This window comes from Embleya hyalina, from assembly GCF_003967355.1.
Classification (GTDB): domain Bacteria; phylum Actinomycetota; class Actinomycetes; order Streptomycetales; family Streptomycetaceae; genus Embleya; species Embleya hyalina.
The window spans coordinates 1-22,517 of record NZ_BIFH01000069.1; the positions used below are offsets into that span (position 1 = coordinate 1).

General features: G+C 71.0%; 18 protein-coding genes and 2 pseudogenes. 8 read left to right on the forward strand and 12 right to left on the reverse strand.

Annotation, left to right across the window (positions count from 1 at the left end):
- Window positions 1–870, forward strand: a pseudogene (locus EMA17_RS56285) (Tn3 family transposase); the annotation flags it as partial.
- A gap of 144 nt (window positions 871–1,014) precedes the next feature.
- On the opposite strand, the gene EMA17_RS56290 reads toward EMA17_RS56285, so the two are convergent.
- Both EMA17_RS56290 and EMA17_RS50990 read right to left on the reverse strand, forming a co-directional pair.
- Window positions 1,015–1,749: an MFS transporter gene (locus EMA17_RS56290; protein WP_218043290.1), complete on the reverse strand. Its 735-nt coding sequence runs from the start codon at window positions 1,747–1,749 to the stop codon at window positions 1,015–1,017.
- Window positions 1,750–2,541: 792 nt separating this feature from the next.
- Window positions 2,542–3,274, reverse strand: a pseudogene (locus EMA17_RS50990) (site-specific integrase); the annotation flags it as partial.
- 159 nt (window positions 3,275–3,433) lie between these two features.
- Here EMA17_RS50990 and EMA17_RS50995 point away from each other — a divergent pair.
- On the forward strand, window positions 3,434–3,895 hold the full coding sequence (locus tag EMA17_RS50995; RefSeq protein ID WP_126644058.1) for a hypothetical protein: 462 nt from the start codon (window positions 3,434–3,436) through the stop codon (window positions 3,893–3,895).
- Between the two features lie 157 nt (window positions 3,896–4,052).
- Here the strand turns inward: EMA17_RS50995 and EMA17_RS51000 are convergent, their stop codons facing one another.
- Together EMA17_RS51000 and EMA17_RS51005 are read right to left on the reverse strand one after the other, a co-directional pair.
- Complete coding sequence (locus EMA17_RS51000) at window positions 4,053–5,480, reverse strand: protein kinase domain-containing protein (protein WP_126644059.1); 1,428 nt, start codon at window positions 5,478–5,480, stop codon at window positions 4,053–4,055.
- The gene (locus EMA17_RS51005) at window positions 5,477–6,235 is read right to left on the reverse strand and encodes an FHA domain-containing protein (protein ID WP_126644060.1); all 759 of its coding nucleotides are present in this window, start codon (window positions 6,233–6,235) and stop codon (window positions 5,477–5,479) included. The genes EMA17_RS51000 and EMA17_RS51005 overlap by 4 nt, the downstream gene beginning before the upstream one ends.
- A 121-nt stretch (window positions 6,236–6,356) precedes the next feature.
- On the opposite strand from EMA17_RS51005, the gene EMA17_RS51010 reads away from it, so the two are divergent.
- On the forward strand, window positions 6,357–7,343 hold the full coding sequence (locus EMA17_RS51010; protein ID WP_126644061.1) for a hypothetical protein: 987 nt from the start codon (window positions 6,357–6,359) through the stop codon (window positions 7,341–7,343).
- Between the two features lie 14 nt (window positions 7,344–7,357).
- Here EMA17_RS51010 and EMA17_RS51015 read toward each other — a convergent pair whose 3' ends face one another.
- Together EMA17_RS51015 and EMA17_RS51020 are read right to left on the reverse strand one after the other, a co-directional pair.
- The gene (locus EMA17_RS51015) at window positions 7,358–7,828 is read right to left on the reverse strand and encodes a hypothetical protein (protein WP_126644062.1); all 471 of its coding nucleotides are present in this window, start codon (window positions 7,826–7,828) and stop codon (window positions 7,358–7,360) included.
- Complete coding sequence (locus EMA17_RS51020; RefSeq protein ID WP_126644063.1) at window positions 7,812–8,099, reverse strand: SAM domain-containing protein; 288 nt, start codon at window positions 8,097–8,099, stop codon at window positions 7,812–7,814. Before EMA17_RS51020 ends, EMA17_RS51015 begins: the two co-directional genes overlap by 17 nt.
- 141 nt (window positions 8,100–8,240) lie before the next feature.
- Between EMA17_RS51020 and EMA17_RS51025 the strand changes: the two genes are divergently transcribed.
- Together EMA17_RS51025 and EMA17_RS51030 are read left to right on the forward strand one after the other, a co-directional pair.
- Window positions 8,241–9,101 carry a helix-turn-helix domain-containing protein gene (locus tag EMA17_RS51025; protein WP_126644064.1) on the forward strand — a complete coding sequence of 287 codons (861 nt, stop codon included), beginning with the start codon at window positions 8,241–8,243 and terminating at the stop codon, window positions 9,099–9,101.
- Window positions 9,067–9,258, forward strand: a complete 192-nt coding sequence (locus EMA17_RS51030; RefSeq protein ID WP_126644065.1) for a DUF397 domain-containing protein — start codon at window positions 9,067–9,069, stop codon at window positions 9,256–9,258. The genes EMA17_RS51025 and EMA17_RS51030 overlap by 35 nt, the downstream gene beginning before the upstream one ends.
- A 7-nt stretch (window positions 9,259–9,265) precedes the next feature.
- On the opposite strand, the gene EMA17_RS51035 is transcribed toward EMA17_RS51030, so the two are convergent.
- Window positions 9,266–10,225 carry a helix-turn-helix transcriptional regulator gene (locus EMA17_RS51035; protein ID WP_126644066.1) on the reverse strand — a complete coding sequence of 320 codons (960 nt, stop codon included), beginning with the start codon at window positions 10,223–10,225 and terminating at the stop codon, window positions 9,266–9,268.
- 93 nt (window positions 10,226–10,318) lie between these two features.
- Here EMA17_RS51035 and EMA17_RS51040 point away from each other — a divergent pair, with 93 nt between their 5' ends.
- Together EMA17_RS51040 and EMA17_RS51045 are read left to right on the forward strand one after the other, a co-directional pair.
- Window positions 10,319–11,308, forward strand: coding sequence for an MDR family NADP-dependent oxidoreductase (locus EMA17_RS51040; protein ID WP_126644067.1), 990 nt, complete (start codon window positions 10,319–10,321; stop codon window positions 11,306–11,308).
- 178 nt (window positions 11,309–11,486) lie between these two features.
- The gene (locus EMA17_RS51045) at window positions 11,487–11,897 is read left to right on the forward strand and encodes a DUF3291 domain-containing protein (protein WP_126644068.1); all 411 of its coding nucleotides are present in this window, start codon (window positions 11,487–11,489) and stop codon (window positions 11,895–11,897) included.
- A gap of 148 nt (window positions 11,898–12,045) precedes the next feature.
- On the opposite strand, the gene EMA17_RS51050 is transcribed toward EMA17_RS51045, so the two are convergent.
- Both EMA17_RS51050 and EMA17_RS51055 read right to left on the reverse strand, forming a co-directional pair.
- A complete protein-coding gene (locus EMA17_RS51050) occupies window positions 12,046–12,966 on the reverse strand; it encodes a calcium-binding protein (RefSeq protein WP_126644069.1) in 921 nt (306 codons plus the stop codon).
- Window positions 12,967–13,511: 545 nt separating this feature from the next.
- Window positions 13,512–14,168 (reverse strand): helix-turn-helix domain-containing protein, encoded by a 657-nt coding sequence (locus EMA17_RS51055; RefSeq protein WP_126644070.1) that lies wholly within the window; start codon window positions 14,166–14,168, stop codon window positions 13,512–13,514.
- A 155-nt stretch (window positions 14,169–14,323) separates the two neighbouring features.
- Here EMA17_RS51055 and EMA17_RS51060 point away from each other — a divergent pair, with 155 nt between their 5' ends.
- Entirely contained in the window at window positions 14,324–15,313 is a 990-nt protein-coding gene (locus EMA17_RS51060) for an alpha/beta fold hydrolase (protein ID WP_126644080.1), read from the forward strand.
- Window positions 15,314–15,372: 59 nt separating this feature from the next.
- Here EMA17_RS51060 and EMA17_RS51065 read toward each other — a convergent pair whose 3' ends face one another.
- The 3 genes from EMA17_RS51065 to EMA17_RS51075 all read right to left on the reverse strand — a co-directional run bounded on the left by EMA17_RS51065 (window position 15,373) and on the right by EMA17_RS51075 (window position 22,098).
- Window positions 15,373–16,914, reverse strand: a complete 1,542-nt coding sequence (locus EMA17_RS51065; RefSeq protein ID WP_126644071.1) for a YfcC family protein — start codon at window positions 16,912–16,914, stop codon at window positions 15,373–15,375.
- Between the two features lie 142 nt (window positions 16,915–17,056).
- Complete coding sequence (locus tag EMA17_RS51070) at window positions 17,057–18,406, reverse strand: M20/M25/M40 family metallo-hydrolase (protein WP_126644072.1); 1,350 nt, start codon at window positions 18,404–18,406, stop codon at window positions 17,057–17,059.
- A 287-nt stretch (window positions 18,407–18,693) separates the two neighbouring features.
- Window positions 18,694–22,098: a serine hydrolase gene (locus EMA17_RS51075; RefSeq protein WP_126644073.1), complete on the reverse strand. Its 3,405-nt coding sequence runs from the start codon at window positions 22,096–22,098 to the stop codon at window positions 18,694–18,696.
- Between the last annotated feature and the right edge of the window lie 419 nt (window positions 22,099–22,517).

Here is a 22,517-nt window from a genome sequence, read left to right on the forward strand (position 1 = left end):
AATCCCCGCTTCTTCGGACGCCGGGGCGGCGCCACGTGGTTGAACATGATCAACGACCAGGCCGCCGGGCTCGGCGGGAAGGTCGTGGCGGGCACCCGACGCGACTCGCTGTACGTGCTCGACGTGCTCTACGACCGCGACGGCGGCAAACGCCCGGAGATGATCGTCACCGATACCGCCTCGTACAGTGACATCGTCTTCGGGCTTCTCACCCTGGCCGGGTACGTGTACGCGCCGCAACTGGCGGACCTGCCCGACCAGAAGATGTGGCGGGTGGACGCGCGGGCGCACTACGGGCCGTTCCGGCAGGTCGCCCGGGGGCGGGTGGATCCGGTGCGGATCGAGCGCCACTGGGACGACATCCTGCGGATCATCGGCTCGATCCACACCGGCGCGGTGCGCGCCTACGACGTCATCCGGATGCTCTCGCGCGACGGACGGCCCACACCGCTGGGCGACGCGATCGCGCACCACGGCCCGATCTCCAAGTCCCTGCACATCCTGCGACTCGCGGACGAGCCCGCCTACCGGCGACAGATCAAGGCCCAGGCCAACCTCCAGGAGGGCCGGCACTCCCTCGCCCGGAAGATCTTCCACGGCAAGGCCGGACAGCTCTACCAGAACTACCAGGACGGCATGGAGGACCAACTCGGCGCGCTCGGCCTGGTCCTCAACGCCCTGGTGCTCTTCAACACCCGCTACATGGACGCCGCCGTCAAGCGGTTGCGGACCAACGGCTTCGACGTCCGCGACGCGGACGTGGCCCGCCTGTCCCCGTTCGTGCGTGACCACGTGAACATGCTCGGGCGATACTCCTTCACCCTGCCCGAACTCCCCGACGAATTGAGGCCGTTGCGCGAGCCGAACGCCGATCTCGTAACCCCGATGGTTCGAGGCACCAGGCGAGGCGCACGACTTCGGTCCATCTTCCGGCAGGCGAGGAGGAAACGGTCGAGCACAAGAAAGGGGCACCATTTTCTTGAATGGCGCTATTTATCCACTCGACTCCAGACGTCAGCTCTGCGTCTCTTCGACCGCCGCGACCGCCGCGACCGCCGATGGCGCGTCTGGCCTCGCCCGTACCCGAAGTGCCGAAGCGCCGGCCGCCAGCAGCCCGAGTGCCGTGATACCCCCGGCGGCGAGCCACAGTGTCGTGTCGGCTCCGAAGGCGCCGACCAAGGGACCGCCCAGCGCCGTTCCCAGCGGCACGGACAACACGCGTACCGCCGAACTGGCCGCCAAAACCTGGGGCATCAGCGCGTCGGGCGACGAGCGCTGGATGAGCGTCGTGGAGAGCGAGGCGTAGGGCGGCCACAACATTCCGCAGATCGCGAACGCGCCGATCGCGACGGGCGTCGGCGCGCCCAGGCCGATGGGGAGCATGAAGACGCCGAAGCCGACGACGATGGCGACGGCGGTGGGTCTCCGCGGTCGACTGCGCAGGAATCCGGTCAGGAACGAACCGAGTAGCGCTCCCACGCCGAACGCCGAGTAGAAGGCCGCCAACAGCCCCGCGGAGCCGTGCAGTGCGCCCGACACGTACAGGGGCAACGCCACGTAGACCGGTCCGAAGAGTAAGAAGAAACCGAAGCTCAGGGTCAGCAGGCCCAGGAGGGTGGGGTTGCGCCGGATGGCCGTGAAGCCCGCCGCTCGCGACGCGTCCTCGGGTGGGGTCGCACCGACGTCGGGCAACAGGACGAGGAAGGTGACGGCGAGCACGAGGAAGGTGACCGCGTCGACGGCGAGCACGGTCGCCGGCCCCCCACCACGATGAGCGCGCCGGCCAGCATCGGGCCGACGATCGTCGCGAACGCTCCCACACTGGACAGCAGGGCGTTCCCGGCCAGGTGATCACGTTCCGGCAGCACGCGCGCGACCAGCGTGTATATACCGCCTTGCCCCCAGGAATGCAGTACCGACGAGGCTGCCAGCAAGGCCACGTACGCCTGAATCGACAGGAAGCCGACGGCGTAACACACGGGGATGGTGCCCAGCGCGCACATGCGCAGGATCGCGTCCCATCCGGCCAGGTGGGCGGGGCTGCGCTGTCGTAGCCAGGGTCCCAGGAAGAGTGCGCCCAGGGCACCGGGCAGGACGTACGCGGCGGCGGCCAGCGCGACCCACACGCTGCGATTCGACGCCGGTGCGAGGTCGATCGCCAGCCAACCGACCGCGACCACGGCCATGCCGTCGCCCAGCGACGAGAAGACGAATCCGGGCAGCAGACGGCGCATCGTCGGGTGGCGCAGCGCCGGCCGGTACGGCAGCGCGCGGACCAAGCGGCTCGGGGTCGGAGCCATGTCGACCTCCGGCATCTCGGGGGTGTCTTGCGAAGTCTCCCCCCACGAGCAGGAGATGGATCGTTCGTTCACGCGCAGCGGAATGTACGGCCCGCCTGGCGGGGATGCTCGGCAGGCTCAGGCTCTGAACCCACGGCCGGGCCTTCCCCTCCAACTCCCGCATGACCCCCAAGTTCGCCAGATCGGCCTGCGGAAATCCTGAACTCGCGGGTTTCGAGCGGCGGTTGCGCGAACGCCGTCTTCACCGCCTGCTGTCGCCCGGGGCGAGCAGGCCGGTGAGCTCGGCGATCGCCTCCGGGGACGGCTTGAGGTAGCGGCGCACATTCTCCGGCTTCTTGTGCCGGGACTTGGCCATCGGCATCAGCAGACTCGCTCCCGCCTCGCCCAGGTGCGTCAGGGCCGAATGGCGGTACTCGTGAAGATCCCAGCCCGTCCCGGGCCCGCGTACCGCGGTGTACGCGTCCGGCACCGCGCGCGCCTGCCCGTACGACAGCCGGGCCAGTCCGGTGTCCGGGCACACGTCGCGCGGGCCGACGACCTTCCCGGGGCCGGGCCGGCGGTGGGTGACGAACACCGGCCCCCGCGCGGCCCTTCAGCAGGCGAGGCAGCAGGCGGGCGGTGCCGGCGTCCTGGTAGACGGTCTCCAGCACGAAGTCCTTGCGGGTCTGCCCCCGGCGGCGGGCCTTGGCCCGGGCACCCTTGGCCTTGACCAGGCAGCGGCGCCCGGCGGGGTCCAGGTCCTCGATGTTCAGGCTCAGGATCTCCTCCGACCGCCCCGCCGTCTCGAAGAGCATCCGATACAACGTCTTCTCCCGCAGGTGCACCTCCCGGCGGGCGATCAACCGGTCGACGGCCATTCGCGAACGGGCCGGGGTCTCGGAGTCCGGCACGCTCAGCCGCTTCGCCCAGGCCGGGACCGCCGGAGCCTCGTGCCCGCGCTCGTGGCACCAGCCCAACCAGGGCGTTATCTGTGCCAAGACTTTCTCTGCCGACGGGGCGATCGACGCTCCAACCCGCCCACCAGCACGGTCACGGGCTTCGCGCACGATCTCGCATGGATGTTCCTCGACCCCCGATGCCACCTCACACTTGTGAGGCTCCGCGGGCGTCGGGGCGCCGGCATCGTCATCGCCATGAAACTCAACCGAACGATCACGGTCCTGGCACTGGCAACCGGTGCCCTCGTCGGCGGAATGACCCCGGCCCTGGCGGCCGGAACGACCGCCGCCGCCCCGCAGGGGGCCTCGACCCTGGCGGCCGCTCCCATCGTCATCAGCGGCCCCGCCGACGGCTACTCGGTCTACTACCGCCTCAATGGCCAGACCACCGACTGCCCGAGCGGACGGCTGTGCCTCAGCGTGTGGGACACCACCAAGAGCCCGGACCAATGGAAGGTGTTCGCCTTCTGGAAGTGCGGCGTCTACAACGTCGCCAACTGGGAGGGCAGCGGCTACTGGGAGAACAACCAGAGCGGCACTGCCAGGGGGACGTTCTACTCCGGCAAGAACGGCACCGGCAACTCCAACACCACCGACAAGCCGTACTCCAACGGCCCCTACGGATGGAGCCCGATCAACAGCGTGCGTCCCTGCTGACGACCATCACACGCGGCGAACCCGCGAGGTCGTCGAGGGTGCATGGCACGGGGGATTGCAGCCCGACGGCCGATCCACCGGCTGTCGCCGGGAGATGAGCGAAGCGCTCGGCCGGGATCCGAAAGATCCCGGCCGAGCGCTTCGCGTTCCCGACCCGCTACGCGCAGGACTCCGTCCACACGTGCGAACGCGGGTTCACACCCGCGTCGAGGTTGCGGCGGGTGCCGGGCGGAACGCAGCCGAGTTGGTTCTTCAGGTGTCTTTCGGCGAAATAGGTGACGTTGGTGAAGATCTCGCCCAACGAGGCGCCCTTCCCGTTGTTGAAGACCGATCGTGGCGACGTGGCGGTCGCCCAACTACAGACGTTCTTCCCCGCGAGCCAATCGGCTTCGTCCCCCACCCAGGCACACATCCGGCCCCCGCCGTCGGGCTCGGTGAAGAAGCAGACACTGCCCGGGATACAGCGGTCGTAGGCGACGGGAGACGCCGGGGCCGACGGCGTGCCCACCGAGGCCGGCGGTGTTCCCACCGGGGCGGACGGGGTGTCCGCGCCCTTGGCCGTCGGGGAGTTCCGGTCGTCCGGGCCCAACAGAAACGCCGTGCCCGCCGCCACCGCGCAGACCGCCGTGACGAGGGCGGCGGAGAGCAGGACGCGTTTGCGGCGCCGTGGCCCGGCCGCCTCGGCGGGAAGTTGCAGCCGCTCGACGCGCCGGAGGAGGGAACGCGCGTCGTGCGAGACCCGCGCGTCGTGGCTGGGGGCCAGGCAGTCCCGGATGATCTCCCGCCATGCGGACGGCAGTTCGGGCGCCAAGCGCAACTCCTGCTCGCCTCGTACATAGTGCGTGAGCGCCGTGCGACGCGCGGCGGCGGTGGGCCCGGGCAGCGGCATGCTCCCGGTGAGCACGAGGTGGGCCAGCACGCCGAACGCCCAGATGTCGGCCGTGGGACGCACCAGTCGACCGCGTTCGGTAATGTCGCTCCACAACAACTCGGGCGGAGTGAAGTCGGGCGTGGCGAAGCCGGGCGCGTAGGCGTGGGTACCCTCCAGCTGCGCGGCCATGTTGAAGTCGGCCAGCCGAATCGTGCCGTCCGCCATCACCAGTACGTTGCCGGGCTTGAGATCGCCGTGCACCCAGCCGGCGCCGTGCAACTGCACCAGCCCTTCGCAGATCTGGGTGAGCAGGGCCGGAGCCGACGGGGGTCGCGGTGACCGGGTGAGGACGTGGTCGAGCGAGGTCTCGGCGTGGTCCAGCACCAGGACCGTGGCGCCGTCGAGGTCGGGGGAGGCCGGGTCGTCGACGGTCAACACCTCGTGCATGCGAATGAGCCGAGGCGCGCGCACCCGACGCAGCACCTCGATCTCACGCTCCGCCAGATCCCGCAGGTGCCGCAGTTGTCGCGGCGTGCGCGTGCCGGTGGGCAGGAACTTGAGCGCGGCCCGACGCGGTTCGCCCGCCGTGCTCCGGGACGCGGTGTAGACACTCCCGAACCCGCCCGAACCCAGCAGGCGTTCCACCCGCCACGAGCCGATCTCGTACCCCTCGGGCACGGCCACGGTGCTCGGTCGCCGCTCCTGCCCGGTCACCGCTCCTCTCCGACGCCGGCGGCCTCGTCGAGGAGGGCCAGGTCCTCTTCCCGAACCAGATCGAACCGCAGCGCGACCGCGACCAGCGACTCCTTGATGCCGTTGCGCCGCGGACCCGTCTCCGCACTCTCGCGCGGTGGCCGCAAACGCAGCTTCACGGCCAGGTAGTTGATGTTCCACTGGACCGTCGCGCGGTTGGCCGCCGACCACCCGGGACGCAGCCGCCGCACGATCTCCTCGGACGTGGGCAGCGCGGTGTGCGCCGGCATGTCGCGCAGTCGCGGCTCACACAGGGCGACCAGGACCGCGAAGTAGCGTTTGCCACGATCCAGGCAAAAAGCCGGAACGGTGGTGGCACCCTGCGGCTCCCACGGCTCCGAGCCCAGGTAGTCGTGGCGCGGCGCCCACACCTCGACGGCGAGCAGTTCGTCCGCCGCGGGTAAGAGAATGCGCGCGAACTCGAAGGGAATGGGCGCGTCCAGCCGACCGGGTGCGAGCTTGACGTGCTCGCCCGCCCCCTCCGGGTTCTCCACCACGTAGGTCTGCCGGCGGTTGAGATTGCTCAACGTCCAGAACGCACCCATGGCCGTGATCTCCCCCGCCAGCCGGGACACCCCTTTGTGGGCGAGCACGAGACTGTGGCTGTGCCCCAGGAACTCGGCCTCTCTGCCGAAGACCAGCCGCTCACCGGGAACCAGACCCACCTGGTCCTGACGTCTCGTACATCCCGGCGGTACCACGATGATGCCGTACATACATCCCCCATGAGTTTTGCCGACCAGCGTACGGATGCACCTCGTCGTCCATGCTGCGATCCGCCGCCCCCACGCAGAACCCCCGAGCGGTGTTGCGCTTCGGGTCGGTAGCGTGCTCGGCGTGCGCGTACATCCCGAAGACGAGGCTCTGGTGGCGGAGTTCCCGCAGTTGGGGGACCTTGCCCGGATCGCGGTGTTGTTGAACCCGACAAGTGGTGTACCCGACGCGGGTGACAGCGGCCTCGGCGGGCCGCTGTCGTGGCCCGCCGACGAACCGTGGCCGCAGTGCGCCGTCGGTCACTGGATCCACCACCGCGATCCGCTCAGCGCGGCGGAGCGCCGGGAGTGGCAGGACATGGACGAGGCCCGCGAGGCCCGCGCGCGCAACGGCACCGGTGAGCACAACGTCGTCACGCACGAGGAGGCGGCCGCACAGAAACGGATCATGAACGGTGCGAGCGGCCTGGACCTGATCACGTGGGAACGGATCTCGACGCGGCCGGACCCGTGCACCGATCCCGTGGCGATGGTGCCCGTGATGCAGTTGCGCGCGGTCGATGTCCCTCGCGCGTTCGAGGGACGCGACGCGGACCTCCTCCAGGTGCTGTGGTGTCCGAACGACCACGACCGCGAGGACGTGGCCGGCGGAAACCCGTACGGCGGACCGCGACTCGAATTGCGGTGGCGGCGCGGCGCCGAGCAAGGGCTCACAACCGCCGCGCCGCCGCAGCCGCGTCGGGCGCGGGACGGGTACATCCCGCAGCCGTGCACGTTGAGCCCCGTCGAGGCATGGGACTTCCCCGAGCACGACGACCTTCCGGACGACCTCCGGGATGCCGTCATGGAGTGGTGCGAGGATCAGGACTGGGACTACCACGACGACTTCGCCTGCCTCGGCGGATGGAAGGTCGGCGGTTGGCCGTCCTGGCATCTCACCGATCTTCAGCCGATCACCTGTTCCGGAACGGATTGCGGACGCCGCATGCGACTGTTCCTGACGGTGAACAGCGGCGGTGATCCGTCACTCAATGTCGGCCGCTTCGGCGAACTGCGGGTGTTCGTCTGCCCCGACGCGTCGGGCCACCCCATCGCCCTGAACATCCAGTAGGCGGTTTCGTCCGTTCAGAGTCGGTAGCAACCGTATGCGTGTGGGGCGGGGGTGCCGGGTGGGATGGGGAACGGGCGGGATCTGGCGGGTGGTGCGCCGTCGCTCGGGAACCAGATGCCGTCGTCCGGGACGAGGAGGGCGAGCGATGCCGTCCAGGTGGGGCGGGCCGGGTCGAAGGGTTGCACGCGGACCTCGCCGGTGTCCGGATCGATGTGCGCGATCGTTCCGGGCGGATGGGTTCGGCGCAGGCTGTCGTTGGTGTGTTTCGTCTTGTCGCCGACGCCCATGTGGCCGGGCCTAGGCGGTGGCGGGATCCGGCGCACGTCGTCCGAGGGCATGACCCACGCGATTCGGCCGCCACGGGGTTGCACGGTGAGCTTCTGGCCGCCGTCCGGGAGGGGTTGCGCCATGAGGATCTGGCCGGGATGACGCACATCGCGGACGGCCTCGTCGGCGGGTTCCACCCAGTCACCCTCGCGGTACATCACGGCCCACCCCGACGGTTCCGAACACGAATGCGGCCACCTCGTCTTCCAACACCCGCAGGTGCCCGCAGTGCGTCCGGAACTCGGTGCCGCCGGGCAGCCGGACGAACGCCTGAAGGTTGATGACGGCGGCGAACGTGCCGATGCGCCCCGACAGTTCGCACCGAACGGCGCGCTTGCTGTTGATCGCCCAGAAGCGGGCGACATGGTCCGTGGTCCAGTCGCGAGGGTCCTCGGGATAGTTATCTGGAGCCATTTCGAAAGTGGGCATGATTCGGCCTCTCGTTGCCGTGGGTGGAGATTCGGCCACTCCCTGACAGCGTCGCCATGGATGACTAGCGTGTGAACCCACGCCCCGTCCGGAATGTGAGCCCGGACGGGAAATGGCACCCGTAAGGGGGAAAGCGGCTCCGTGGGTACGTTCCAGAGTCACGACCTGACGCCGGATCGGTCGGGACGGCACTTCTTCGGCGCGGAAATGCGACGGCGCCGAGAGGCCGCCGGCATGTCATTGGCTCGGCTCGCCGGTATCGTCGGCAGCTCCAAGAGTGTGCTCTCCGATGTCGAGCGCGCCGCGTGCACCATTCCGCCGCCGCTGCCGGCCGAGTTGGACATCGCCCTGGCAACGGGTGGTCTACTCGAACGGCTCTACGGGTTGGTTCACTTCGATGTGCCAGACCAATACCACGAGTTCATGCGTCTCGAAGCGCTGGCACTCGAGTTCCGGGAGTACTCGGTACAGACGATCCCGGGCTTGCTTCAAACTCCGGCATACGCCGAAGCGTTGATCAGGGCATGCAACCCCGAAGCCGAGGGGCACGACATCATGGTCCTGAAGAACGGTCGGCTCGAACGGCAGAAGTACATGCGGGGGCCGAACGCCCTGCACTTCTGGGCCATCATCGACGAAGGCGCCATCCGTCGCCCGCTCGGTGGCCGAGAGTGCATGTGTGAACAACTCGCGGCCCTACTGCCACACGTCGATTCCAGCCGCTGCACGATCCAAGTGCTTCCGTTCTCGGCAGGCGGCCATCCAGCGCTCGGCGGCCCACTCGTGCTGCTGCGGATGTCGGACGACTCGACCGTCGCCTACATCGAGGGTCACGACACAGGCACGCTGATCGTAGATCCTCCGGAAGTTGCCCAGCGCAGGCGCTCGTACGATCGTGTGAGCGCGAACGCACTGTCCCCAGAACAGTCGGCGGCGCTGATCCGTAGGGCAATCAAGGAGCACCGTGATGAGCACCGACGTGAAAGCCGTGACTTGGCGTAGGTCGTCGTTCAGCAACGGGACTGGCGGCAACTGTGTCGAGGTCGCCGGAGACGTCCCGGCCATCGTGCCCGTCCGCGACAGCAAGAACGTGCCCATAGGCCACCTCATATTCGGCGCGGCCTCGTGGGTGGCCCTCACCGCGTCGTTGCGGGACTGACGTCCCGTCAGCCCAGTGCCGTGTCCCCGGCGCGCATGAAACGGGCGCCCCACTCCCGGATGTGCGCGGCGAACTCAGGAGGGCCCAGGATCTCGAACTCGGCGCCCACGTTGCCCAATGCCTGGGTCGGCCAGTCGAGGGAGGTCGACGTCATGGTGAGCCGGCAACTGTCCCCGTCGAGCGGTTCGATCGTGCCCCACCGGCCGACCAGCTGCCGCACGCGCGAGGACGGCGCGTGCACAAGGACCTCGACCGTGTACGGGGCCGGGGCCCCGCTCGCCGCCCGGACGAAGGCCACGGCGTCCTCGGCCGGCAGCGGTCGCGGCCGAAAGCGCGCGCCGGTCGCCGTCGGCTCCGTCAGCCGGTCGAGCCGGAAACTGCGCCAGTCGTGCCGGGCGAGGTCGTAGGCGACCAGGTACCACCGCCCGCCGAGTGCGACGACGCGGTGCGGCTCGACCTCGCGCTCGGTGGGCGCGGATCCCCTGGCCGTATAGCCGAACCGCAGCCGTTCCTCGTCCCGGCACGCCTGGGCGATCGCGGTGAGCACCCCCGCCGCGACGACCGGCCCGGCCGCGGCGGCGGAGACCGTCATCGCGCGCAGCGCGTCCACCCTGGCCCGCAACCGGGGCGGCAGGACCCGTACCACCTTGGTGAGCGCCCGCAGCGACGCCTCCTCCAACCCCGCGATCCCGCTCTGCGCCGCGTCGCCGATGCCCACCGCGAGGGCCACCGCTTCCTCGTCGTCCAGGAGCAGCGGCGGCAGCACTGCGCCGGGCGCGAGTTGGTAGCCGCCGTCCGTGCCCCGGGCGGCGTTGACCGGGTAGCCGAGTTCGCGCAGCCGCTCGACGTCGCGACGCAGCGTGCGCTCGGAGACCCCGAGCCGGTCCGACAGTTCCGGGCCGGACCAGTGCCGATGGGTCTGCAACAACGAAAGCAGTCTGAGGGTCCGTGAGCTGGTGTTCGCCATGCCGACGATCCTGCCTGGACTTCCGGTCGGAAAGTGACCGGAAGCCTCCCTAGGGTCGATCTCGACGGCCACACCCGAGGCAAGGAACAAGACATGATCACCCGTGAAATCCGACTGACCGCCCCGGTCACCGGTACACCCACGCTCGACCATTTCGCCGTCGCCGAGACGGAGGTGGACGGCGAGGTGCTGGTACGCACCGACCGGATCGGTCTCGCCGCGACCTACCTGGAGCTGATGCGGGCCGACTGCACCATCCCGGTGCCGGCTTGGCGGCCGGGGCAGCGGGTGGGGGTGGCCGTCGTCGGCACCGTGGTGCGATCGGACAGCCCCGACCTCCGGGTCGGCGACCTGGTGCAGTCGATGACCGGCTGGAGCGAGTATTCGGCCGGGCCGGCCGACTCGTACCTCAGGCTCGACCGCGAGGCGTTCGCCGACCCCGGCCACCACCTGGGCCAGGGGCCGACCGCCTACTACGGGATGGCCGAGGTGGCGGGCGTGGGCGAAGGCGACGTGGTGTTCGTCTCCGGCGCGGCGGGCGGGGTCGGCTCACTGGCCGGGCAGATCGCCAAGTGCCTCGGCGCGGCACGGGTGATCGGCAGTGCGGGCAGCGCGGCGAAGGTCGACTGGTTGGTGAACGAGTTGGGCTACGACGCGGCCTTCGACTACCACGACGGCTCCACGGCCGAACGGCTCGCGGAACTCGCGCCCGACGGCATCTCGGTCTTCTTCGACGTCGTGGGCGGCGAGCAGTATCGGGGCGCACTCCGGGCGGCCCGGCCGGGCGCACGCTTCGCCCTGTGCGGGTCGCTGTCCAGCCAACTCGGCGACGCGGCGGACCGTTTCCCGCGGCCCGACCGCGCGGCGGCCGAGGCGGCGGGCGTCGAACTGCGGCCATTCTCGTGCCACCACACGCCCGACCAGGTCGCGGCCTGGCGGGCGCACTTCGGCGGTTGGCCGGCCGAGGGCCGCTTCGTCTACCCGCAGACGGTCGTCGAGGCGGGAATCGACGACGTACCCCGGGCGTTCCTCTCCCTGCTGGGCGGCGCCTACCGGGGCAACGTCTCGGTACGACTGTCGTAGGCACCCGTTCCCGCGACCCTCCGCGCCGCCGAACCGGCGCCGTGCGGTGTGGTCCGGTGACGGTGGCCTCGTTCGTGCCGTGGACCGTGTCGTCCGGGGGCGTCACTCGTTGGCCGTCGCAGGGCGGCAGGCGTATCCTCCCGGCGCCTGCCGACTTCACCGATCTTGGAGGCTTTTCGTGCCCACCCTGCCGTGGACCGTGCCCAACGCGCCCGGGGACACCACGTCCGCCCTGGTCATGGCCTCGTGCTTCGAGGTGCGCGGCCTCAAGGACGTTCCACGCTTCTTCACCAAGTCGCTGGCCGCCTGGCGCCAGGTCAGGAAAGCCCCCGGCTGCCTCGGCGCCTCCCTGATCGCCCGTCCCCTCAAGCGCACGTTCCTGACGCTCTCGGCATGGGACGACCGCCAGTCGCTCATGACGTTCAACGACACCGACCCGCACCGCGGCATCGTGATCGCGATGCGCCCGACGATGAAGACGGCGACCTTCGTCTTCTGGAACGTCGAGGTCGGCGACCTCCCCATCGACTGGGCCGACGCGGAGCGCCGCATCGCGGAAAAGGCCGCGACCCGACCTGAGGTCGACTAGCACTCCGGCAGCGGTTCGGGGGTATACGCGATCGACCGACACCCTGGGCCCGGGGTGTCGGTGCGACCAAGCGAAAGTGCCGTTTTCGGCTGAACGGAACACCGGTTCAACGAAGTGACCGGGTCGTACTTCGCGTACGACTACCGACTCACGACTCGCAGTCGGGGGAGACGGTGCCGCCGTCGGGGCCGACGTCGCACTGGTCGATCCCGGTGCCGCCGAAGAGGGCGTCGACGCCGGCTCCACCCCTGAGGATGTCGTTCCCGGCGTGGCCTTCCAGCGTGTCGTTCCCGTCGCCACCGATCAGCAGGTCGTCGCCCGCGGCGCCGCGCAGCTGGTTGTCGGCGGCGTTGCCGGTGAGGGCGTCGTTGTACTGACCGCCTCGCACGTTCTCGACGTCGGAGTGCACGTTGATGTTCGCGTAGCCGTTCTGGCCGTCGTCGGCGACGTCGTCCAGGGTCACCGTCACCGGCCCGGTGGCCAGGGTGAAGGCGATCTCGTCACGACCGGAGCCGCCGAAGACCTCGCGCGGCGCGGTCGTGGTGGGGTCGTACACGACGATCGCGTCGTCGCCGTCGCCGCCTCGGGTGACGGTGTCCACCTTCGCGTAGAGGACGTCGTCCCCCGCGCCGCCGTCGAGCTCACAGCGCGACGCGTTCACGATGTCGTCGTCCGCGCCGCCGTTCACACGGCAGTTCACGCCCGCCGTACCCGTCAACTGAACGATGTCGTCTCCCGCACCGAGGTCGACGACCACCGAGGTGAAGCCGGAGCTCTGGCAGACGGCCGCTCCGGAGGCGTTCTTCGTGCAACCGTTCCCGACCGTCACGCCGCCACCGGGGGTGGAGTCCGACACGGTCCAGCCGGATGCGGTCCCGGTGACCGTGACGAGGTTGTCCACCACTCCCGCCGAGGTCGCGTACAGCACACCGCCGTCGACGTACACCGAGGTGCGCGGCACCGCGGCAGCCGATCCGGATGTGCCGGCTCCGGCGATCCCCGTTCCGGCGATTCCCACTGTCACGAACAGCGCGGTCGATAACCGCGCTAACCGACGTCCATGAGACATCGAAGTTCCTCTCCTTCTCTCATTCTGCGCGCGTATACCCTGCCGGGGGCCGCTCGCAATGACACGAACACCCGCCACGTCCCGCGACCATCGGCGGGCCCGTCCTCCAGGGCCCGCACGGCTTCGGCCGGCCCACGTAGGAAACGGGCCCAGGGGAACATCCCTCGTGGACCCGCGACGGTGTGGGCGTGTACCCACGCGTCACAGGATTCCCTTCCGGAACATCCGCCACAGCGAGGAATTCGGACAAAAAATTCGAATAGTGACGATCTTGGTGTTGGCGGCATCCGCGGCCCCCCAACGTCCCCAGAGCCTCTTCGAACGCCATTTCGAGTGTCGTTCCATCGATTTTCGGTCAACTCGTCCCACCTCCGATCCGGCGGATACATCCCGAGGTCATACGAACAACCCGAACAGGACACCGGAGATCGTCCGTCGAAGTGGCCCGATCTCGGGGGCCCGTGGGCAACTCCCTTTGAAGGAAGGCGAGTTCGCAGAACCGGCAGCGGCTCCCGGTGGCCCGTACGGGTTCGACCGGCTCGGTGCTACCGGGGTCCTCGGTCGGGCAACGGGGTGCGTGGGCGCAGGCGTTCGCCCTGAGGGCCGAACATGATCAGGTATTCGACCGGACCACCGGGGCCGGCGTTCGCGACTCCGTGGGGGGTACGGGTGTCGAACTCGGCGATCTCGCCGGACGTCAGCACGAGGTCCCGGTCGCCGAGGGCCAACCACAGGCGCCCGTACAGGACGCACAACCATTCGTATCCGTCGTGGGAGACCTGCCGGGGCCGCGCGGGCGGGGCGTCGACCGCCGGCAGGACGTGTTTGTGGGCGTGCAGGCCCCCGACGTAGCGGGTCAGCGGCAACACCGCCTTGTCGTCGCCGGCGCGCCGCGACGTCGGGGGGCGCGGTCCGATCGTGCCGGCGGGTGCGGTGCCGGCCAGTTCGTCGAGGGAGACGTCGTACGCCTTGGCAAGCCGCAGCAGCACCTCCAGGGTCGGCCTGCGCCTGCCGTTCTCGATCCGGGACAGCGTGCTCGGCGCGATGCCGGTCGCGCGGCCGACACCGGTGAGCGTGGCGCCGCGCCGCTCGCGCGCGATCCGCAGGCGCGGGCCCATCGCCGCCAGGGTGTCGGCCGTCCCGTCGTCCGTCCCCGACACCGACGGCGCCCCGGAGTCCGCGTCCGAGTCCGATTCCGCCATCCCGCTCCCTCCTCCGTGTCGCCTCCACGTCCCTGTCCTGCCAGTTTGCCAGGATGTCAATGCCGCTCGCCGCGCGTACCCGCCCCGCCGCATGATCGGTGGGTGACCGCGGCCGGCCGTGAACCGAGGAGCCGCCCGTGACCCGAGGAGAAGCGATGCACCACCCCGCACCGTCCGCCGACCCACGCCACCGCACCATCGAGGCCCCCGCCGGGCGCCTGCACCTGGTCGAGCAGGGCACCGGACCGCTGGTCCTGCTCGTCCACGGCTTCCCCGAGTCCTGGTACTCCTGGCGCCGCCAACTCCCGGCCCTCGCCGCGGCGGGATACCGGGCCGTGGCGCTCGACGTGCGCGGCTACGGTCGCTCCTCCAAGCCCGCCGCCGGCGACGCCTACCGGATGCTCGACCTGGTCGCGGACAACGTCGCCCTGGTGCGCGCCCTGGGTGAGGAGCGGGCGGTGATCGTCGGGCACGACTGGGGCGCCAATATCGCGGCCGGCTCCGCACTGCTCCACCCGGAGGTCTTCCGGGCCGTCGCGCTCCTGAGCGTGCCCTACGCGCCGCCCGGCGGCCCCCGCCCCACCGACGTCTTCGCGGGCATGGGCGGCGACCAGGAGTTCTACGTCTCGTACTTCCAGGAGCCCGGCCGGGCCGAAGCGGAGATCGAGCCCGACGTCCGGGGATGGCTCGCGGGCTTCTACGCGGCCCTGTCCGCCGACACCATGCCCGGCGAAGGCGCGCCCGACCCGCACTTCGTGGCCCGCGCGGGCGGCCGGTTGCGCGACCGGTTCCCCGCCGGCGGCCGGCCCGCGTGGCTGACCGAGGACGATCTCGACGTGTACGCCGGGGAGTTCGAGCGCACCGGCCTGACCGGAGCACTCAACCGCTACCGCAACATGGACCGCGACTGGGCCGACCTCGCCGACCACGCCGGCGCCCCGATCGAGCAGCCGTCCCTGTTCCTCGGCGGCGCCCTGGACGCCTCCACGACCTGGATGGCCGACGCCATCGCCGCCTACCCGACCACCCTCCCCGGCCTGGTCTCCTCCCACATCCTGGACGGCTGCGGCCACTGGATCCAGCAGGAGCGCCCCGAGGAGGTCAACCACATCCTGACCACCTGGCTCGCCTCCCTCCGGGACTGAATCACCCACCGCGCCGGCCGGGCCGCGCCCGAGGGCGACCCGAGCCGGCGCGAGGGCGGTCAGGACAGACCCGAGCCCAGCGCGACGAAGGCGCAGATCAGGACGAACAGGATCGCCAGCAACGGCGCGGCGAAGCGCAGGTACTGGTTGTAGCCGACCTTGGCCAGCGACACCCCACCCATGATCACCGCCGTCGTCGGCACCCACAGGTTCATCCACCCCGACGCCGCCTGCCACGCCGTGACCACCAACGCCCTCGGCACATCGGCGAAGTCGGCCAGCGGCGCCAGGATCGGCATCGCCAACGTCGCGTGCCCCGAGGTGGACGGGATCAGGAACGCCAGCGGCAGGTTGACCGCGAAGATCAGCAGGCCGAACACGGCCGAGGTGGAATCCGCGACCGTGCTCTCCATCGAGTGCAGCACGGTGTCCGTGACCAGGGCGTTGTTCATGATCACGGTGACCCCGCGGGCCAGCATGATGATCAGCGCCGGCGAGACGAAGTCGGCCGCGCCCTGGATGATCGTCTCGGACAACTTCTTCTCGCCCATCCGCGCCAACAGCCCGACGATGACCGCCGCCACGATGAACAGTGCCGCCAACTCGGCGAAGGACCAGTCGAGTTCCCACCCGTAGGGGGTGGCGTCGGCATCGCCCGTGAGGACCTGCGCCCACGGGATGATCGAGAAGATCATGAACACGAACGTGATCGTCACCGTGACCAGCACGATCTGGTGCGTCCGGGTCAACGGCTCCGGATCCGCGCCGGTCGCCGCCGCCTGCGCCTGTTCGCGGTCCCCCGGCAGGAAGCCCACGAACGAGCGGGACGGATCGGCCTTGACCCGATGCGCGTAGCGCACCACGTAGAGGATCGTCACCGCCGTCAACACGACCAGCATGACCAACCGGAGCACGATGCCGTCGCCCAGCGAGATCCCCGCCGCCGACGAGGCCACGCCGGTCGCGAACGGATTCACCGTCGAACACAGCACGCCCACGCCCGCGCCCAGGATGATCGTGCCGGTGGCCACCATCCGGTCGTAGCCGAGCGCCAGCATCAACGGCACGATCAGGCCGTAGAACCCGAGCGTCTCCTCGGCGAAACCCTCCACCGAACCGAGGATGGAGAACACGGTCATGATCGCCACGATCAACACCGCGCCACGCGTGCGCAGTCGATGCGCCAGCCGGGCGATGCCCCGATCCAGCGCGCCGGTGGCGAACACCACCGTGATGAACGCCCCGATCGCCAGCACGAACAGGAACACCGCCGCGCTGCCGTACAGATCACCGGAGTTGTCCGGCGCGACCTGTCCGCTCTGCCCGTCCTTGATCCCGTACAGGCCGTTGACCGGCGACAGGAACAGGTCGTTGAGCCGCTGGACGAAGTCCTCGGGCGCCTTGGTCTGGTGGTAGCTGCCGGCGACCGGCTTGCCGTCGTCGCCGCGCCGGTACTCGCCCGCCGGAATCGCGAACGCCAGCGCCCAGACCGCGATCGTCACGATCGCCAATACCGTCAGCGCGCTGGGAAAGCGGAACCCGCGCTTCGGCGGGGGCGTTTCGTCCTCGGCCTCGGTCGGCGGGGCTTGGTCGGTACTCACGCGGTGCTCCTCGCGGCTGCTGGTGATTCGACGCGGCTGCTGCCGGTTCGATGGGCGTCGGGGCCGGCCGGTGGCGACGCGGGCGCCAGGGCATGTCTTCAAACCCCCGCCGAGCTCCACGACGGGGGTTTGAAGACATGCCCTAGCCGCGCCGGAACCGCTCGGCGTACGCCGTGAAGAAGGCCGCCTCCGCGACCACCGCGTCGCGCAGTTCGCTCACCAGGACCCGCTCGTTGGGCCCGTGCAGGTTGCACATGCTGTCCTGCGCCCCGAACAGCAGGATCTCCGCGCCCGGTTGGGCCGCCGCGAGGCTGTTGACCAGTGGGATCGACCCGCCCGCCGCAGCGTGTACGGGATCCTCGCCCCACGCCGTGCGCAGCGCCTCGTGCGCGGCGGCGTAGGCCACCCCGTCGGTGGCCGCCGCGAACCCCGAACCGGGCGCGCCGGCCTGTGTCACCGTCAGTGGTACGCCGAACGGCCGCAGGCCCTCCAGGAATTCGATCAGCAGCCGCTGTGCCTCGGCCGGGTCCTGGGCCGGGTGGCAGCGCATGTTGAGCTTGGCCCGCGCGGAGGGCACCACGGCCGATGCCGCGCGTTCGACCGAGGGCGCGTCCAGGCCGGTCACCGTGACCGCCGGGCCGGACCACAGGCGCGAGCCGAGATCGCCGGTGCCGATCAGCGGCATGCCGTCGCGGATCCCGGCCAGCCGACGGAACTCCTCCTCGCTCCAACCGCCGCCTGCCCACTGCTCGCGGCGCAGGCCGGGCACGGCGACGTCGCCCTTCGCGTCGTGCAGGGCGGCCAGCGCGTGCAGCAGTACCAGGAGGGCGTCCGGTGCGGCGCCGCCGAAGTTGCCGCTGTGCTTGGCCTCTTCGAGCGTGCGCACCTCGACGATCACCTCGACCACGCCGCGCAGCGCCACGGTCAGCGTGCCGGTGCCGGGGCGGATGTTGCCCATGTCGGCGATCACCATCGCGTCGCAGGCGAATTCGTCCGGGTGCGCCTGGGGGTAGTCGTCGAAATCGCTGCCGTACTCCTCCTGGCCCTCGAACACGATCCGGATCCCCACCGGCGGCCGGCCGTCGAACGCCCGCAGCGCGCCGACGTGCACGATCAGGTTCGACTTGTCGTCCGCCACCCCGCGCCCGTGGATCGCCCCGTCGACGTCGGTCGGCTCGAACGGCGTGGTCGTCCACAACGCCTCGTCGCCGGCGGGCTGCACGTCGTAGTGCCCGTAGAGCAGCACCGTCGGCGCGTCCGGATGCGGCGGCGGAATGTGGCCGGTGATCACCGGGGAGGTGTCCGGCAGCCGCAACGCCGCGATGTCCCGCACGCCGGCGTCCCGCAGCAGGTCGACCACCAGGTCGTGGGCCTCGGTCACCGGCTCCGGCGGGTAGCCGGGGAAGGCGATCGACGGAATCCGGGTGAGCCGCCGCAGCTGGGCGCAGAGATCGTCGAGCATCCCGTCGACCCGGGTGGTCAACTCGTCCATCGTGGTACTCCTTGGCCGCCCCGCACGCGGCGCGCGGATCGCGTCGCCCGGCCCATACTCATGCAAAACGGGCACGTGGCCATGGTCCGGCGCGCCTCGGAGGACGCCCTCACCCGGGTGGCCGCACGGCTGCGGCGGCCGATCGAGTGAGGGCGGCTCGGGGGCGGGGCGGGGACGGGGCGCGCGTGGCGCGCGCACGGAATCGGCCCCCTGCCTCGGACGGGAAACGAGGCAGGGGGCCGACGGCACCGCGTCACGGGGGAAACGCGGTGGGATGGGCGGTCGGGTCAGTCCCGTTGCGGACCGATCCGACCACCCACGTACAGGAATCGCCCACCGGTACCGAAGGAGCCGAAGGTGAGCGGACGCCAGATCGGCGACCCGGGCAGGCGTACCGCGAACAGGTCCTCGGCGACCGGCACCAATCGCAGCTCGGTGACCGCGTCCGGCAGGGTGTCCGCCAGCGGCCCGGTCAGCTCGCGGCGGAGCACCAGACCGTCGGGCGTCACCGACACCTCGTCGCGCTGTCCGGCGCGTTCGTAGACCCCGACATAGCGGTCCACGTCCACGGCCGGCGGCTCGGCGGGCGGGGCGAACGGCTCGGCCGGCGCGATGCCCGCCGCCTCGGTGAGGATCTCCGCGAACAGCTCCTCGGAAAGCTCCTCCGCCTGCCCGCCGTTGGTCAACAGCGCCACCGCCAGGCCGAGTTCGGGCAGCACCTGGAGGAAGGCGAGCTGGCCGACGGTGCCGCCGTTGTGGCCGCACAGTTGCTGCCCGTCCACCGACCACAGACGCCAACCCAGGCCCCAGGCGGTTCCGGTCGACGCGGTGTCGGGTACGTCCACCTGCCGCTCGCGCATCGCGGTCGTGTGCTGCGCGGCGAGCAGTCGGCGGCCGTCGGCGGCGAGCCCGTCGGTCAGGTGCAGCCGGGCGAAGGCCAGGAGTTCGGCCGCGGTGGAGGAGATCAAGCCGGCCGGTCCGAGGGAGCGGGGCAGGCCCGACACCGGTGCCACGGTCGGGGTGCCGCCGCCTTCGGAGAGGTGTCCGACCGCGGCGCTCAGCAGCAGCACCTCCTCGGGCAGCGTGACGGTGCGGATCAGCCCGAGCGGGGTGCTCAGCCGCTCGCGCAACACCTCGTCCCAGGTCTTGCCGGTCAGGTGCTCGATCACCCGGCCGGCCAGCACGAAGCCCGCGTTGCAGTACGACCAGCCGGCGCCCGGCGGGAAGACCTGCGCGACATCGACGAGGGTGTCCACGTAGCGGGCCACGCAGTCGTCGCCGCGCCCGGTGTCGGGGAAGTGGTCGCCGTCGATGCCGGAGGAGTGGGTGAGCAGGTGGCGCATGGTGATGCGCTTGGGCAACTCCGGTTCGGAAAGCCGCAGTTCCGGCAGCAGTTCGGCCAACGGCTGGTCCAGGTCGAGCAGTCCGTCCTCGACCAGCTGCAGGACCAGCGTGGTGGTCCAGACCTTGCTGATCGAGCCGATCTGGAAGACCGATTCGGTGGTGACCGGAACACCCGTGTTCAGGTTGAGGACACCGTGGGCCGCCTCGATCAGATCGTCGGGTCCGTGGGCGCCCGGTCCGGTGGCACCGGGTCCGTCGGCGCCGAGACGCAGGACGGCGAGCGCCGCGCCGGGGACCTGGTGGCGCGAAGCCAGCGTGGACAGGCGGCGCTGCCAGTGCGCGGCGTCCAGGCGGGCCGGGCGGGTGCGGCCCGCGGGGCCGGCGTACTGCTCGACCCAGTCGACGATCCGCCGGTTCCAGTCGAGGCGGTGCGAGGGGCGGCCCTGGAGGATGAACAGGTGCGAGCCCTCGGGGTAGAGCACCATCCGGGTCGGCACGCCCTGTTCGCGCAGCGCGCTGAACCACTGCTGGGCCTGGCCGACGGGGCACCGCATGTCGCTGCCGCCGTGCACGATCAGGGTCGGGGTGCGTACGTCGCCGACCCTGGTCAGCGGGTTCATCGCGGCGTAGCGCTCGGGCTCGTCGCGGTAGCTGATGTCGCCGAATTCGGCGCGGGAGAGGAAGGTGCCGGCGTCGGAGGTGCCGGAGATGCTGACCAGGTCGCTGACCACGCCGCCGGCGACCGCCGCGGCGAAGCGCCGGTCGCGGCTGGTCAGGTAGCAGGTCATGTAGCCGCCGTAGCTGTAGCCGGAGACGGCGAGCCGGTCGGGGTCGGCGATGCCTTCGGCGACGAGGGTGTCCAGCGGCTCCAGGAAGTCGGCGGCGTCGGCGAGGCCCCACGCGCCGACGGCGGCGGTGAAGAAGTCCTCGCCGTAACCGTCGCTGGCCCGGGGGTTGGGCAGCAGGATGGTCCAGCCGCGCTCGACCAGCACCTGGTGGTAGAGGTGGATCGAGTCGGCGGTGCCGCCCCACGCGTTGTGCGGGCCGCCGTGGATGTCCATGAGCAGCGGGCCGGGGCCGCTCGCCTGCGGGTCGCGGATCACCCGGGCGTGTACGACGGTGCCGTCGGAGATGGTGAACCGGCGGTCGACGGCGGTGAACAGTTCCACGTCCGGCAGCGCGTCGGCGACGTGTGTGGTGAGTACGCGCTCGGTGCCGTCGGCGGGGTCGACCAGGACGATCTCGCCGTAGGAGGTGGGGGTGGCCAGCACGATGGCGACCGGGCCGGAGGTCCGCGGGACCGAGACGCCGGAGACGCTGCGGTTGGCACCGCCGACCAGCAGGCGCGTGGTGTCGGTGGCGGGGTCGAGGACCAGCAGCTGGGTGTCACCGGCCTCCCGGGCGCAGAACAGCAGTTCGCGACCGTCGGGTGTGAACCGGGGCAGCGCGCCGGGGTATCCGCCGCCGCCGGACATGATGTTGCGGTCCAGCGCGGCGGCGAGTTCGGTGACGGGGCCGCCGGCGAGGGGGATGCGGAGCAGGCGCGCGTGTCCGGTGCCGTTGTGGGTGGCGCCGACGGCCAGCAGCGCCTCGCCGTCGGGGGTCCAGTCGACCGGGCCGATCATGCCGTCGGCGGGGCCGACCTGCTCGGCGGGTACGCCGGGGGCGGACGGGTCGAGCACGTACGCCGCCGACAGGTTGTTCATGTCCGCGTCGGTACCGCGGCCGGCGGAGAAGGCCAGCCGGCGGCCGTCCGGCGACCAGGCCGGCTCACCCGCGTGCCACTCCCCCTCGGTGACCTGGGTGACCTCGCCCGTATCCGGGTCGAGAACGTGGAGGTGGCTGCGCATGGTGCCGAGCAGGCCGGCGCCGTCGGCCTGGTAGTCCAGGGCGTCGACGACCAGCGGCGCGTGGCCCCGGGCGGCGCGGGCGGCGTCGTCCTCGCCGGGGACGGCGTGGGTGTCGACGGCGGCGGCGAACGCGATCCGGGAGCCGTCGGGGCTCCAGATCGGGCGGCCGGCGCCCAGCGGGAGGCGGGTCAGCTGCCGGGGGTCGCCGCCGGTCACGGGCAGGACCCAGATCTGCGGCGGGCCGCCGGCGGCGCGCAGGAACGCGATCCGCGTACCGTCGGGCGACCACGCCGCGCTGCCGTCGCCGGGGCCCTCGGTGAGCCTGGTCGGCGCGGTGCCGTCGGCGGTGGCCACCCACCACAGGCTGCGCACCGGACGGTCCGCCTCGACATCGACGCCGACCAGCGTGTAGACGACGCGAGTCCCGTCGGGTGAGATCGACGGCTGCTCCGGTAGCACAATCGCGGTCAGGTCGTCCAGACGCAGACGTCGTGTCATGGCTTCCTCCATCCTGGGTCGGCCTCGGCCCGGTCCGCCATACCCGGCGGCGGCGAATGCCACGACGCTAGAACGACGGCCCTCCACGAACTTCGTGGCAACGAACCAAGCCCAAGCCCCCTTTCAGTGCGCCCCCACCAGGCGGGCGACATCCCGAGGGGGTAGGCCAACCCGGGGGCGGCGGGGTGGTGGGGGTGACGAGACGGTGGGGCGGCGGGGCGGATGGGCGGCGGGGCAACGGGGCGACGGGGCGACGGGACGGCGAGGCAGCAGGGGCGACGGGGCGACGGGGCGGCGAGGCAGCAGGGACGGCGGGGCGGCGGGACGGCGAGGCAGCAGGGACGGCGGGGCGGCGGAGCGACGGGGCGGGCGGGCGGATGGGACGGCGAGGCAGCAGGGACGGCGGGGCGGCGGGGCGG

Excerpts from the sequence above, each read along its gene's own strand:
- EMA17_RS50995 (WP_126644058.1), top strand. The coding sequence starts at position 3,434 with ATGAAACTCAACCGAACGATCACGGTCCTGGCACTGGCAACCGGTGCC.
- EMA17_RS51005 (WP_126644060.1), bottom strand. The coding sequence starts at position 6,235 with ATGTACGGCATCATCGTGGTACCGCCGGGATGTACGAGACGTCAGGAC.
- EMA17_RS51015 (WP_126644062.1), bottom strand. The coding sequence starts at position 7,828 with ATGTACCGCGAGGGTGACTGGGTGGAACCCGCCGACGAGGCCGTCCGC.
- EMA17_RS51020 (WP_126644063.1), bottom strand. The coding sequence starts at position 8,099 with ATGCCCACTTTCGAAATGGCTCCAGATAACTATCCCGAGGACCCTCGC.
- EMA17_RS51030 (WP_126644065.1), top strand. The coding sequence starts at position 9,067 with ATGAGCACCGACGTGAAAGCCGTGACTTGGCGTAGGTCGTCGTTCAGC.
- EMA17_RS51035 (WP_126644066.1), bottom strand. The coding sequence starts at position 10,225 with ATGGCGAACACCAGCTCACGGACCCTCAGACTGCTTTCGTTGTTGCAG.
- EMA17_RS51040 (WP_126644067.1), top strand. The coding sequence starts at position 10,319 with ATGATCACCCGTGAAATCCGACTGACCGCCCCGGTCACCGGTACACCC.
- EMA17_RS51050 (WP_126644069.1), bottom strand. The coding sequence starts at position 12,966 with ATGTCTCATGGACGTCGGTTAGCGCGGTTATCGACCGCGCTGTTCGTG.
- EMA17_RS51055 (WP_126644070.1), bottom strand. The coding sequence starts at position 14,168 with ATGGCGGAATCGGACTCGGACGCGGACTCCGGGGCGCCGTCGGTGTCG.
- EMA17_RS51060 (WP_126644080.1), top strand. The coding sequence starts at position 14,324 with ATGCACCACCCCGCACCGTCCGCCGACCCACGCCACCGCACCATCGAG.
- EMA17_RS51070 (WP_126644072.1), bottom strand. The coding sequence starts at position 18,406 with ATGGACGAGTTGACCACCCGGGTCGACGGGATGCTCGACGATCTCTGC.
- EMA17_RS51075 (WP_126644073.1), bottom strand. The coding sequence starts at position 22,098 with ATGACACGACGTCTGCGTCTGGACGACCTGACCGCGATTGTGCTACCG.